Origin of the sequence: Shivajiella indica (genome assembly GCF_042683085.1) — a bacterium.
In the GTDB taxonomy this organism is placed as follows: domain Bacteria; phylum Bacteroidota; class Bacteroidia; order Cytophagales; family Cyclobacteriaceae; genus Shivajiella; species Shivajiella indica.
Genome location: NZ_JBHUIV010000002.1, coordinates 62,055 through 75,456, shown reverse-complemented (window position 1 = coordinate 75,456; position 13,402 = coordinate 62,055). Strand labels below are relative to the sequence as shown.

Below are 13,402 nucleotides of genomic sequence, written 5' to 3'. Positions count from 1 at the left end.
TAAATTTGATCTTTAGCCTATTTTAGATTGGAAATACCCAAGGAATCATGAAAAAAACACATCTATTCTTTCTCCTATTTGCCTTTATAACATCTATAGGTTTTGCCCAGCAAAGCCCCAAAGGTACAGCGGATATTTCACTGGATTATTACCTCCCTTCCAATTATACTTATGATGAAAAAGTCCCAACACCAAAACAAGTACTTGGTTTTGAAGTAGGCGAATGGACCGTAGACTATGACCAGCTCATCCGATATTTTGAAAAACTGGCAGAATCTTCACCAAGAGTGAAATTTGAAGTGTTTGGACATTCCTATGAAAAACGGCCTCAGGTAATGCTGACCATCAGCTCTGCCGACAATTTGGGAAAAATTGAAAAGATCAAAGAGGATAGACAAAAGCTCAGGGATCCAAAGGCCAATGTAAACTTGGATGAAATGCCATTGGTTTTGGCTGCTGGCTACTCTGTCCATGGCAATGAAGCCAGTGGTATCAATTCATCACTTTTAGCAGCATATCATTTTGCTGCGGCCAAAGAAATAGAAGAAGATCTGAAGCATATTGTTGTATTAATTGATCCTTCCCTTAATCCGGATGGATACAACCGGTATTCCTCATGGGTAAATTCACACCGATCTTACAATCTAAATGGGGATCCAAATACACGGGAACTAAGTGAGGCTTGGCCTGGGGGAAGAGGAAATCATTATTGGTTTGACCTGAACAGAGACTGGTTATTGGCCCAGCATCCGGAATCTAAAAACAGGGTGAAAAAATTTCAGGAATGGCTTCCCAATATTTACCTGGATTATCATGAGATGGGATCTAATTCCACTTTCTTTTTCCAACCGGGTATTCCTAGCCGTGACCACCCCTTGATCCCAAAGAAAACAGTAGAGCTCACAGAAAAAATGGCAGCCTACCATGCCAAAGCCATGGAAGAAATAGGCTCCCTCTACTATGCAAAAGAAAGTTTCGATGAATATTATTTCGGTTATGGTTCCACTTATCCTGATATACAGGGTTCCATTGGGATTTTATTTGAGCAGGCATCCTCTAGAGGTCATCTTCAGGAGAGCAATTACGGACCCTTGACTTTTGCTTTCACTATCCGCAACCAGTTCCGTACCAGCCTGAGCTCTTTTGAAGCAGGGAAGGCCATGAGAAATGAGTTCAACAAATTCATGCAGGATTTTTACAAAGAGGGTCTACAACAGGCAGAGGCAGACACAGACAAAGCCTTCATATTCGGAGATTTGCATGATGGGGCCAGAAGTTACCATTTGGCAGAAATGATCCGCCAGCATGAGGTAGACGTTTTTTCATTGAATGAAGACATTACGGTCAATGGAGTGCCTTTTGAGACAGGCAAAGCCTTTATCGTTCCTCTCAATCAGCCTCAATACCGATTAATTAAGGCACTTTTTGAAACCAGAAATCAATTTCAGGACAGTCTTTTCTATGATGTTTCGGCCTGGACCATGCCAATGGCCTTCAATCTGGACTATATGGCTTTGAGTAGCCGTATCCTGAATCTTGCAAATGTCAGCCCCCTTGATGAAAACTTCAAAATGACTCCTGGCAAAATTCAAGGTGAAAAAGATGCCTTCGCCTACGGTTTTGGATGGGAAGGTTATTATGCCCCAAAAGCTGCCTATCAGTTGATGAAAAAAGGGTATTTGGTAAGGGTGACGAATGAGGCCATCAAAATAGAAGGCAAAAAGGAATTGAAAAGAGGCAGCATTTTGGTAAATCTTCCCAAGGAAGAAAAACCGGATTTAAATCTCTTTGAGGATCTTCAAAAAATCGCAACAGAAACCGGGTTGGAAATTCATGCCATCAAAACCGGTTATACTGAAGGAATAAATTTGGGTTCTCCTCAAATTGATGTGTTAAAGAAACCTGAAGTTGCCCTCTTGGTGGGACAGGGAGTAGTCAGTTTGGAAGCAGGAGAAATATGGCATTTATTGGATCAAAGAATGGGAATGCCCATTACCTTACTTCCGGTAGAAAGAATTGGGTCAGCCGACCTGAGTAGATACAATGTTATCGTGATGCCTAATGGGCCTTATAATTCACTGGGAAAAGAGGATGCAGAGAAAATAAAATCCTGGACTTCAGCAGGTGGAACCTTAATAGCAAGGGGTAATGCCATGAGTTGGTTGAACAGTCAGGAATTGGTGAAGTTTGAATTTAAAGAAGATGACAATGAGGCCAAAAAGCCTGCTGAACTATATGCAGATTTCACCAAAAATACAGGAGCGAGGATGACAAGTGGGACTATTTTCAATGCCAAACTTGACATCACCCATCCCATTGGCTATGGATATGAAAAAGCGTCTTTATTTACATTCCGGAACAGTAATCTTTTCCTGGAAACAGCAAAAAACCAATACGCCAATCCAATGGTATATACAGATGCGCCTTTGGCTAGCGGATATGTCCATCCAGAAAACCTTGCAAAAATCCCTAATACCGCCATCATTCAAGTAAAAAAGCTGGGAACTGGCCGGGTCATCGGAATGGTGGACAACCCGAATTTCCGGGCCATTTGGTATGGGACCAATAAACTCTTCCTCAATGCTGTTTTCTTTGGGCAGATCATCAAACCCGGAACGGCTGATTAAGGAATGTTCATCCTTAGTTAATCCATAAATTTTGCCTTCCTATTCTCATTTATCGTAAATTAGAAGGGTAATTTGATACTTAAATGATAGACTACACAAAATATATCACCATTAACCCAGAACAACGTTCCGGAAAACCTTGCATCAGAGGAATGAGAATCTCAGTATACGATGTGCTTAGTTATATGGCAGCCGGTGATACCATGGAAGAAATTATTGAAAATTTCCCCATGCTGACAAAGGAGGATATTTTGGCATGCTTAGCTTATGCTGCCGATGTTGAAAGGAAGATACAACTGACACCATAATCAATTATGCCAAAAATCCTGATAGACAACAATATTTCGGTTTTGGCAAAACTGGTACTCGAAAAAGATTTCCCAATGAGCAGACATGTCTTTGAATTGGGATTAGAAACTTCTTCAGACGATGAAATTTGGGAATTTGCTAAAAACAATTTTGATGCAATATTAAGTAAAGACAAGGATTTTTACTATAAAACTATTTTGTACGGTCCTCCTCCAAAATTGATATGGATAACAAAAGGTAATTGTTCGAACAATCAATTATTAAACTTATTAAGAAAACACATCTCTGAAATAAACACTTTTTTAATATCTGACCAAGCTATACTCACGATTCAATAAATTAGATTGTGAGTATAGCTTGGTTTACCAATTCCGAAATCCGCTTTTCCAATTCACACTTCCCATATTTACTCCAAAGTCTTCTGGTAATCACTTCTATATACCAATGGACTAACCCCCATCCTGTCCTTAAATTGCTTATTGAAATTGGAAAGCGTATTGAATCCGCTTTCATACCCGATTTCACTAATGTTAATGTCCCTTTCATGAAGTAATTTGCAGGCATGACTGATACGGACATCTGCAAGGAATTCTGAAAAAGGTTTGTTCATCCGGGATTTAAAATAGCGGCTGAAAGCACTTTCTGTCATATTAGCCAAAGTCGCTATTTCACTCAACTGGATTTTTTTTTGGAAATTTTCTGTAACGAATTCATATACTTTCCGCATCCGGTCTTTTTCTGATTCCTTATTGTTGTTGGTATATCCCACTTTTGTAATGGCTTCGCATTCTTCAGATTCTGCCATTATTTTCAAAATCTGTAAAAGCAGCAGCACACTTTCCAATCCTTGGGAATGAACCAATTCCCTCATCATTGACCGAAGTCTAAGATTGGTACTCCCAACTATCTCCAAACCTCTCAAAGACTTCTGTAGTAAAAGGCGGATGGTTTCAAACTCCTCTTTTTCCTGAAGGGCATTTCCCAAAAAGTCTTCTCCGAAATAAATAACAATTCCATGTGTAGTCAAAGTACTGTCTTTTTCAAAATACACAGGATCATTCCTCCATAAATGGGGGAGGTTTGGTCCTGTGAAAACCATATCAAATTCCCTAAACGGTTTCATTTGATCCCCAATAAACCGGGTTCCTCTCCCTTCCAATACCAAAAACAATTGATACTCCTGGTGAAAGTGCCAGTGATTATCAAAATAGGGTTCAATCAGTTCCTTAACAACAAATGCCTTATTGGTTGGGATCCTTGATTTTTCAAGCGCCTGTTTCATAATTACCTTAATAATGTTAAAAAAAATGAAGAAATTCAATTTATATATCAAAAAACAGTCAGAATTGGTTAAAATACAGTGAGAATAACAATTGGAATTTGATCATATTAGATTCCCAAATAACCAATAAATTATTCTACATGAGAATTTACAGTTTACTCACCCTGTTTGGCCTTATCTTTCTGATAGCCTGCCAATCCAAAAGCAGCTTCAATCCATTACATGACGGACCCAGAAGGGCAGAAATACTTTTCCTGGGGCATGACAGCAAGCATCATGACTCGGAGAAACTTATGCCAATCCTGGCGAGAGCCTTATTCCCAAAAGGGATCAACCTGACTTACACCTCAGACCCCAATGACCTAAATGAGGAAAATCTGAACATGTATGATGGTATCATGATATATGCCAATCATGATGAAATCACTCCTGCCCAAGAAGCCGCTCTGAAAAAATATGTGGAAAGCGGAAAAGGCTTTATTCCATTGCATTCTGCTTCCTATTGTTTCAGAAATTCAGATTGGTATGTTTCAGCTGTAGGTGGCCAGTTCAAATCTCATGGCACAGGGGAATTTACGGTGGACATCATCGCTCCTGACCATCCTGTCATGAAAGGAGTGAATGTTTTTGAAACATGGGATGAAACCTATCTGCACCATATGATCAATCCTGATATGACCGTTTTGATGGAAAGAGAAGAAAACGGGCACAGGGAGCCTTGGACCTGGGTTAGAAACCAAGGCAATGGTCGTGTCTTTTATACTGCTTATGGTCATGATGAAAGAACCTGGTCCAAGCCGGAATTCCATACCTTGGTGGCAAATGGAGTATTATGGGCCATTGGGGAAAAAGTGGCGAATCAGGTTGCCTCATTCGAAATCCCCCAGCCAAAATTTGAAGAGGCTGTTATTCCTAATTATGAAAACAGAGTTCCTCCTCCAAAATACCAATTCCCTTTGAGTCCGGAAGAATCCATGAAATTGGTTCAGATTCCCGTAGGTTTCGAACTACAGTTATTCGCTTCAGAACCGGATATCGTGAACCCCATGGCCATGTGCTGGGATGAAAAAGGAAGACTTTATGTAATAGAAACAGAGGATTATCCCAATGAAGTGAGGCAAAAGGGGGGAAATGATCGTATAAAAATACTTGAGGACACCGATGGAGATGGAAAGGCGGATAAAGTAACGGTTTTTGCAGAAGGATTAAACATACCGACAAGTATGGTAGCAGTCAATGGCGGTATACTGATTTCCATGGCCCCTGATTTTGTCTTCCTAAAAGATACGAATGGAGACGGTAAAGCAGATGTAAGGGAAGTAGTTATTACAGGATGGGGAAAAAGTGATACCCATGCAGGACCTTCTAATCTTAAATACGGCTTCGATAATAAAATTTGGGGGGTTTTGGGTTATTCAGGATTCAACGGCGAAGTTGGTGGAAAACAATTCACCTTTTCACAAGGAGTATACCGCTTTGCGCCTGATGCTTCTGAATTTGAATATTTGGGTTCAACCAGCAACAATACCTGGGGCTTAGGTTTTTCTGAAGATTTTAATGTATTCATCTCCACGGCAAACGGCCAGCACAGTGCCTATTTGGCCATGAGTAATGAATTTGTCAGAAGACCAATCAGTGGCGGGATGAACAATACAGTATTTGGTATTGATAGCCATTATGACATGCCCCATTTAACTCCTGCTTTGAGACAAGTAGATTACCACGGTGGTTATACTGCAGCCGCGGGGCATAACTTCTATACCGCTCGAAACTTCCCTAAAAAGTACTGGAACAGAATTGCATTTGTTGCAGAGCCAACAGGCCGGGTACTGCACAATGCAATCATTGAAAAAGAAGGTTCTGGTTTTAAGGAGAAAAACGGATTCAATATACTGGCCAGTTCAGACGAATGGTTCTCACCTGTTCATGCTGAAGTGGGGCCTGATGGAGCATTATGGATTGCAGATTGGTATAATTTTATCATCCAGCATAACCCCACCCCCAGAGGCTTTGAAAACGGAGCAGGCAATGCTTACATTAACCCCATGCGGGACGCGAAACATGGTAGGATTTACAGGTTGGTTTACAAAGGAAACAACGATTATAAAACAATGTCAATTGATCCTGGCAAAAACAAGGATCTAATCGCAGGGCTGAACTCAGACAATATGTTTTGGAGATTGACTGCGCAAAGATTGATTGTAGAAAATCAGAATACAAGTATTGTCAAAGACCTTTACAAGCTGATTGACAACAGGAAAACGGATGAACTAGGCTTAAATACAGCATCTATACATGCCATGTGGGCTTTACATGGATTGGGAACATTGGATGGATCGGATAAAAACACTTTACAAATTGTGCAAAGGGCATTGACCCACCCATCTGCCGGGGTCAGAAGAAATGCAATTGAAGTATTGCCAAAAACAGTCGATACATATCATGCTATTATAGCCGCCAAACTTCACCAGGATCCGGATTTGAATGTGAGGAAATCCGCCTTCCAGGCAATTGCACAAATGCCAAAATCCAATGATGTAGGCAACTTCCTATATCAGGCAAGTCTGGATGAGGCTAATGGAAAAGATCCCTATTTAGCCCAGGTCATTTTCGCGGGTGTCTTGAATCATCCAAATTATTTTGATTCTAATCTCGCCTCTTTATTACCCGGTGAAAAAGCGGATTCCTTATACACTTTAACAGACCGAATTGCCAAAAGTATAGTAGAAGAGGAATACAATTTGGATAGAAGAGCGCCCATTGCATTTCCGCCTGATGTAAAAGGAAAGGAAATTCATATTCGCGCTGAATTGGCAAAAGGCAATGATGGAATTGAAGGTGTAATTGTGGCTCAGGGCAACAAACAGAATGGTTATGTCATGTTCATTAAAGAAGACATGTTGAACTGGGTGGTCAAGCAAGAAGGAAAAACTTACAAAATTACTACTCCTAAAGGAAGCCTCCCCAATAACCTCTTTACAGTAAATGCCAGTTTGTTGAAGGATGGGGAAATGCAACTCTTTATTGACAATAAACAAATCGGAAAAGCAAAAACGCCGGGTTTGTTCCAGGGAAATGTTACCCCTGCCAATGTTCGGGTAGGTAATGACATGGGCGGAGAAAATCAGGTGGGTGATTACGAAGGTTTCTCCTGGTTGAGAGGAAGAATGGGCAGGGCAAGCTATATAAGTTTTAAGAATCCTGATTTTGACCTAGGTTCTCTCATGGCCAAAGCTACTGAATCCGGAACTTCATCTATTTCAAGGGAGAATGCTGTAGTGGTAAAAATCGGAGTGATCCCTCATGAAATGAAATATGATATTGTCAGCTTTAAAGTAAAAGCGGGACAACCTGTCATCATTGATTTTGAAAACAAGGACTTCATGCAGCACAATATTTTGATCGCTCAGGCGGGTTCTTTGGAAAAAGTTGGAAAAGCAGCTGACGAAATGGCAAGAGATCCTAAAGGAATTGAGAAAAATTATATCCCTGAAATTCCTGAAATCATCATCGCTTCAAAACTGGTTGACCCTGATAATGTGGAAACCTTGATGTTCATGGCCCCAAGCCAGCCTGGTGAATACCCATTTGTATGTACTGTCCCAGGACATTGGAGGATAATGAATGGTAAAATGATTGTGGAATAAGTAAAAAAAGATGTATTTAAATATAAGTTTTGGAGTAAGTACCTGGCTTTGGACTTCTCCATTTAACCATAAAACCATTGACTTATTTCCAAAAATCAAGGAAATGGGCTTTGATGCGGTAGAAATTCCTGTCGAAGACCCCTCCTTGATAGAGGTAAAAGAGGTTCAAAAAGCCCTTTTGGACAATGGTCTTAAGCCGGTAATTTGTGGTGCTTTCGGCCCAACAAGGGATTTAACACATGATGACCCGCGATACCATCAAATCTGTTTTGACTACCTGCAAGCATGCTTTGATATCAGCTCCCAATTAGGTGCAAAGTTTGTTGCCGGCCCCATGTATTCCGCAGTCGGTAAAGCACGGTTAGTTTCAGAAGAACAAAGAAAGATAGAATGGGATCGGGCAGTCAGGAATCTCTATAAGGTTTGTCAGATGGCGGAGGCTTCAGGTCAGCAAATTGCTTTGGAGACGCTTAACCGTTTTGAGACAGATCTTATCAATACCACGGAAGAATTGATGAGGTTAATCCATGACATCAACCATCCGGCAGCTAAAGTCCTTTTGGATGGATTTCATCTTACTATTGAAGAACGGGACCTGGAACAGGCTTTTAGAAATGTGGGAGATAAACTCATCCATGTGCAGGTTTCTGAAAACCACCGTGGCATACCGGGAACAGGACAAACAAACTGGGCTTCCTTCAAGCGTGGTCTTGAAGCTGTGAACTATTCCGGGGTCATTTCCATAGAAAGTTTTACGCCAAATGTACAGGAACTTGCCGGTGCGGTTTGCATTTGGAAACCTCTGGCAAAAAGTCAGGACGGTTTTGCCCAAGAGGGATTGGCCTTCCTGAAAGATTGGATCATAGGCAGGACTTTTACACATTAAACCAAATATTAAATCCTTAACCAGAATATCATGACTCAGAAAAAAATCAATATCGCTATCATAGGGCTTGGCTTTGGAGCGGAATTCATCCCCATATACCAAAAACATCCTCTGGCCAATATGTATGCCATTTGTCAAAGAAATGAAGAGAAACTTAATCAGATCGGAGATGCTTTTGGGGTAGAGGTAAGATATACCGACTATGATGAATTGTTGAAGGATCCAAATATAGATGCGGTACATATCAATACCCCTATTCAGGCCCATGCCGAACAATCTCTGAAGGCATTGAGGGCTGGGAAACATGTTGCCTGTACCGTACCTATGGCAACCACCGTCGAAGAGTGCAGGCAAATCGTGGAAGCTTGCCAGGAAACCGGACTTACCTATATGATGATGGAGACGGTGATTTATTCCAGGGAATTCCTATTTGTAAAAGAAATGTATGAAAAAGGTGAATTGGGTAAAATCCAGTTTCTACGTGCTTCCCACCAACAGGAAATGGCTGGTTGGCCGGGCTATTGGGAAGGTTTGCCTCCCATGCATTATGCCACACATTGTGTAGGCCCTGTTTTAGCTTTACCAAAAGCCCAGGCAGAATATGTTTCCTGTTTTGGTTCAGGAAGGATTGATGAAAATCTTATTTCCAAATACGGATCTCCTTTTGCCATTGAAACTTGTCATATCAAATTGAAAGATTCGGACCTATCCGCTGAAGTTACCCGTTCCTTATTCAATACCGCCAGACAATACAGAGAAAGTTTTGATGTATACGGATCGAAAAAATCCTTTGAATGGACATTGATAGAGCATGAGGACAGTGTGATCCATACTGGAGAAGTTCCTGAAAGAGTGAAAATCCCGGATTATGCTCATTTACTCCCCAAAGAAATAGCTTCTTTCACCACAGCAGGGGTATATGATTCAGATGACAATCAGCATTTGTCTTTCATACAAGGTGCAGGGCATGGAGGATCCCATCCTCATTTGGCACATGAGTTTTTAACTGCCCTAAATGAAGGTAGGGCTCCATACCCTGATGCCAAGCAATCTGCAAATATTACTTGCGTGGGCATTCTGGCACATGAATCAGCCATGGCGGGAGGTAAAATCATCCCATTACCGGAGTTTACCTTAAGCTAAGGAGTATAAGGGCTGTCTTCAAATTTGAGGACAGCCTTTTTTATAAATTTTTCATCCAACGGGAGAGCAATACTTCTTGGACAAAAAATCCTCCATCTTCCTCGAAAACAAGTTCTTGTTTCTGAAGTGATTTCAAAGCTGTACTCACTGTACTTGCTGCACCTAGTTGATGCTTGATCAAAAACTCGCTGGACATAGGATTAAATAAAGGTTCCTCTTTGGCTATTGCCTTGAGTAAATTCCATTGGGCCTTGGTAAGCATTTTCGGAAAAGTGGCGAAAACAGGAAGGTATTGCTCGATGATTTCTTTAGAAACTTTCATAAAATCCTCGGCTCTTACATTTGTGCATTGGGCAAAAAGATAATTGCAGACCAACTGAATGATGTAAGTCTGCCCCCTTGACCAATTGAAAATCATTTCAATAACTTCTGTGGGTATATATTTACCATTAGATTTAAAATGATCTTGAATAAACCCGGTATAATGATCCAATTGTAGAGGTAATAGTGGAATTAATTGGGCACTTTGGTACAGGGGACTGGATTTTTCAGCAAAAATTCCCAACATTTTGCCGGGATGATTTCCGCAAAAAACAAAACGGATTTCTGGATATTTAAGCATCCAATTTCTAAAGACAGATGCTGTGTTCTTTTCTTCAAAAAAATCTAGTTGTTGAAACTCATCCATTGCAATAATCACCTGCTTCTTCCTTTCTTTAAGAAATTCCCCCAAAGCCTGTAAAGATTGCTCTTCTCTTCCCAATTGCCTTGGCCCTAAATGTAAATCAGGCATATCAGAATAAGGATCAAATCGAATACTTGCCCCCAATACAAAAAAGAGCTTATTCATGGAAGATGAAATACCAGGTTTACCCCTTCCATATTTTTCAAAAATGGCTGAGGCCAATAACTTGATCACGTCTTCCAGAGAATTGGCAGGTAACATGTCGATAAATAGCGTCTCGAATTGACCTTTGTTTTCCAACTTATCAAAAAAACGGTGTACCAATGTAGACTTCCCCAATCCCCTCCATCCATATATCATTAAGTTTCTGTTATTTTCTACATGGCTGAGCAAGGATTTTAATTCATTTTCCCTGTTACAGAAATACTTCTTTCCGATATGGTTGGTAAGTACAAAAGGATTTTCCGGTGATTTCATGGAAAGATATGTTAATTATTATAAAATTACGTAATATACATAATGTATTCTTCATTACAATTTTTACGTAACGTAATATATGAAATTTAAAATAATATTTTAAGAAAACCTAGCTCTTTTATCGTTATTAGCATTTCCTGAACATTTTCTCCAAATTTGGGCATGAAGAATTTGACCTTATTGTTCTTTCCCTTGATCATTTGCTTCTCACTTAAAGCCCAAGACCTCTATGAGACGCAATTTGAACTTACCGGAGGAAATCAATCGCCAAACTATGATGAAGTAATTGCCTATTTCCAAAAAATTGCTGATGACTTTGAGGAGGTATCGATGATTGAGATGGGCATGACCGATTCAGGATTTCCACTTCATGTCATACTCTATGACAAAAATAGAGATTTTGATCCCAAAAAATGGCATGAAAATGACCGTTTGGTTTTATTCATTAATAACGGGATTCACCCAGGGGAACCTGATGGAATAGATGCCTCCATGATGCTGTTAAGAGATATGGTTCTTGACAAAATTGAGGTACCCAATGATTTGGCATTGGCAATTATCCCTGTTTACAATATCGGAGGTCATCTTAATCGGGGAAGTTACAGCAGGGTAAATCAAAACGGTCCAGAGGAATACGGTTTTAGAGGGAATGCAAGAAATTTTGACCTGAACAGGGATTTTATCAAGGCAGACACCAAAAATTCCCGATCCTTTCAATTGATTTTCAACTGGCTCAAACCCCAGATTTTTATTGATACCCATGTAAGTAATGGAGCAGATTACCAACATGTGATGACTTTGATCTCCACCCAGCACCACAGGCTTGGAGGAGAATTGGGACAGTATTTGGATACACAATTGAATCATCTTTTATATAAAAAAATGAAAGAAAAGAACTTCCCGATGGTTCCCTATGTGAATGCTTGGGGAAGAAAACCTGAAGATGGTTGGGGGCAATTCAAAGATAGCGGAAGGTACAGTAGCGGATACGCTGCCTTGTTCAGTACATTGAGCTTTATGCCAGAAACTCATATGCTCAAACCCTATGATCAAAGGGTTAAATCTACCTATCAGCTTTTTCTTACCTTTTTTGATGTTATCACACAAGATGGCAAAAAAATAATAGAACTGGCAAAAATTGACCGGGAATCCCAAAAGGAAAGAAGTTACTTTTCATTAAATCATACCTTGGACCGTAACCAACACAAATTAATAGAATACATGGGATATGAATCAGGGCAAAAGCCCTCTGAAGTTTCAGGCCATCCCAGATTATTTTATGACAGGGACAAACCTTTCATCAAAGAAGTAAAATTCTTTGATACCTATGCAGAAGGAGTTGCAATAGAAAAACCCAAGGCTTACATCATTCCCCAAGGATGGTACCCTGTGATAGAAAATCTACAAAGGAATGGGGTTAGGTTAAATGCTCTCAAAAATGACACCACCATAATTGTCAGCCAGTACCATATAGTGGATTTCCAGACTTCCCAAAGACCTTATGAAGGCCATTACCTCCACAGCAATGTAAAAGTAGAGAAATCCAAAGCCACAATCAATTTTAGGGAAGGAGATTGGATAGTTCCGATGGACCAAGAAAAGAACCGGTATATCGTAGAAGTCCTGGAGCCGGAAAGTGAAGACAGTTTTTTTGCCTGGAATTTTTTTGACACTATCCTTCAGGCAAAGGAAGGTTATTCAGCGTATGTTTTTGAAGATTTAGCTTCAGAATTTTTGAAACAAAATCCGGAAATCCGGGAAGCATTAGAGCAGGCTAAATCCCAAAACCCAGAATTGGCCAATTCAGGACCGGCCCAATTGCGATGGGTTTATGAACACTCTCCCTGGAAGGAAAAAGAACATAATAGATATCCAGTATTTAGATTGGAAAAATAACCGTTTATTTTATCCCAATTGATCAACACGCTAAATTTACTACATACACCTTAAAACACCTGGTAAATAATCGATGTCAGAAAACCCAAAACCAAACTTCCTTGAAAAACTGAAAACCAAGTGGAAACTCAAAAGCCTTTTTCAAGTGGTTTTGGTCTTAATCGTATTTGCTTTGACAGGATTCACGATCCTATTTATCAAAAAGCCTATTTTTGATTTTCTGGGGGTCAGCATGGAAAGGGGAGGGTTTTGGAAAACGGTTCTTTATTTACTTTTGGTGCTTCCTTTGTATCAGATAATACTCCTGTTTTGGGGATTTGTATTTGGTCAATTTGGTTTCTTTTGGGAAAAAGAAAAAGAGTTCTTAAGAAGAGTTACAGGAAGAAAAATCAAGAAATAGCTCTAAGACATTGACATTCATAAATTTCCCTCTTGTACTCTGGAAAATAT

At 40.0% G+C, this 13,402-nt stretch carries 10 protein-coding genes; 8 read left to right on the top strand and 2 right to left on the bottom strand.

Annotated elements, in window-relative coordinates:
* Positions 1–47 precede the first annotated feature (47 nt).
* The 3 genes from ACFSKV_RS00310 to ACFSKV_RS00300 all read left to right on the top strand — a co-directional run bounded on the left by ACFSKV_RS00310 (position 48) and on the right by ACFSKV_RS00300 (position 3,274).
* Positions 48–2,627: a M14 family metallopeptidase gene (locus ACFSKV_RS00310; protein WP_380799509.1), complete on the top strand. Its 2,580-nt coding sequence runs from the start codon at positions 48–50 to the stop codon at positions 2,625–2,627.
* 83 nt (positions 2,628–2,710) lie between these two features.
* On the top strand, positions 2,711–2,935 hold the full coding sequence (locus ACFSKV_RS00305) for a DUF433 domain-containing protein (protein WP_465270304.1): 225 nt from the start codon (positions 2,711–2,713) through the stop codon (positions 2,933–2,935).
* Positions 2,936–2,941: 6 nt separating this feature from the next.
* Positions 2,942–3,274, top strand: a complete 333-nt coding sequence (locus ACFSKV_RS00300) for a DUF5615 family PIN-like protein (protein ID WP_380799508.1) — start codon at positions 2,942–2,944, stop codon at positions 3,272–3,274.
* Between the two features lie 68 nt (positions 3,275–3,342).
* Here the strand turns inward: ACFSKV_RS00300 and ACFSKV_RS00295 are convergent, their stop codons facing one another.
* Positions 3,343–4,218, bottom strand: a complete 876-nt coding sequence (locus ACFSKV_RS00295) for an AraC family transcriptional regulator (protein WP_380799507.1) — start codon at positions 4,216–4,218, stop codon at positions 3,343–3,345.
* A 140-nt stretch (positions 4,219–4,358) separates the two neighbouring features.
* Here ACFSKV_RS00295 and ACFSKV_RS00290 point away from each other — a divergent pair, with 140 nt between their 5' ends.
* The 3 genes from ACFSKV_RS00290 to ACFSKV_RS00280 are packed head-to-tail and all read left to right on the top strand — an operon-like array spanning position 4,359 to position 9,894.
* A complete protein-coding gene (locus ACFSKV_RS00290; protein ID WP_380799506.1) occupies positions 4,359–7,865 on the top strand; it encodes a PVC-type heme-binding CxxCH protein in 3,507 nt (1,168 codons plus the stop codon).
* Between the two features lie 10 nt (positions 7,866–7,875).
* Positions 7,876–8,751 (top strand): sugar phosphate isomerase/epimerase family protein, encoded by an 876-nt coding sequence (locus ACFSKV_RS00285; RefSeq protein WP_380799505.1) that lies wholly within the window; start codon positions 7,876–7,878, stop codon positions 8,749–8,751.
* Between the two features lie 30 nt (positions 8,752–8,781).
* Positions 8,782–9,894 (top strand): Gfo/Idh/MocA family protein, encoded by a 1,113-nt coding sequence (locus ACFSKV_RS00280; RefSeq protein ID WP_380799504.1) that lies wholly within the window; start codon positions 8,782–8,784, stop codon positions 9,892–9,894.
* A 40-nt stretch (positions 9,895–9,934) separates the two neighbouring features.
* Here ACFSKV_RS00280 and ACFSKV_RS00275 read toward each other — a convergent pair whose 3' ends face one another.
* Positions 9,935–11,056, bottom strand: a complete 1,122-nt coding sequence (locus ACFSKV_RS00275) for an AAA family ATPase (protein WP_380799502.1) — start codon at positions 11,054–11,056, stop codon at positions 9,935–9,937.
* A gap of 162 nt (positions 11,057–11,218) precedes the next feature.
* On the opposite strand from ACFSKV_RS00275, the gene ACFSKV_RS00270 reads away from it, so the two are divergent.
* Positions 11,219–12,952 carry a M14 family metallopeptidase gene (locus tag ACFSKV_RS00270; RefSeq protein WP_380799501.1) on the top strand — a complete coding sequence of 578 codons (1,734 nt, stop codon included), beginning with the start codon at positions 11,219–11,221 and terminating at the stop codon, positions 12,950–12,952.
* Between the two features lie 73 nt (positions 12,953–13,025).
* Positions 13,026–13,352 (top strand): DUF6787 family protein, encoded by a 327-nt coding sequence (locus ACFSKV_RS00265; protein ID WP_380799499.1) that lies wholly within the window; start codon positions 13,026–13,028, stop codon positions 13,350–13,352.
* The last annotated feature ends 50 nt before the right edge of the window (positions 13,353–13,402 follow it).

Coding starts and splice junctions, on each gene's coding strand:
- ACFSKV_RS00270 (WP_380799501.1), top strand. CDS start 11,219: ATGAAGAATTTGACCTTATTGTTCTTTCCCTTGATCATTTGCTTCTCA.
- ACFSKV_RS00295 (WP_380799507.1), bottom strand. CDS start 4,218: ATGAAACAGGCGCTTGAAAAATCAAGGATCCCAACCAATAAGGCATTT.
- ACFSKV_RS00285 (WP_380799505.1), top strand. CDS start 7,876: ATGTATTTAAATATAAGTTTTGGAGTAAGTACCTGGCTTTGGACTTCT.
- ACFSKV_RS00275 (WP_380799502.1), bottom strand. CDS start 11,056: ATGAAATCACCGGAAAATCCTTTTGTACTTACCAACCATATCGGAAAG.
- ACFSKV_RS00300 (WP_380799508.1), top strand. CDS start 2,942: ATGCCAAAAATCCTGATAGACAACAATATTTCGGTTTTGGCAAAACTG.
- ACFSKV_RS00310 (WP_380799509.1), top strand. CDS start 48: ATGAAAAAAACACATCTATTCTTTCTCCTATTTGCCTTTATAACATCT.
- ACFSKV_RS00290 (WP_380799506.1), top strand. CDS start 4,359: ATGAGAATTTACAGTTTACTCACCCTGTTTGGCCTTATCTTTCTGATA.
- ACFSKV_RS00265 (WP_380799499.1), top strand. CDS start 13,026: ATGTCAGAAAACCCAAAACCAAACTTCCTTGAAAAACTGAAAACCAAG.
- ACFSKV_RS00305 (WP_465270304.1), top strand. CDS start 2,711: ATGATAGACTACACAAAATATATCACCATTAACCCAGAACAACGTTCC.
- ACFSKV_RS00280 (WP_380799504.1), top strand. CDS start 8,782: ATGACTCAGAAAAAAATCAATATCGCTATCATAGGGCTTGGCTTTGGA.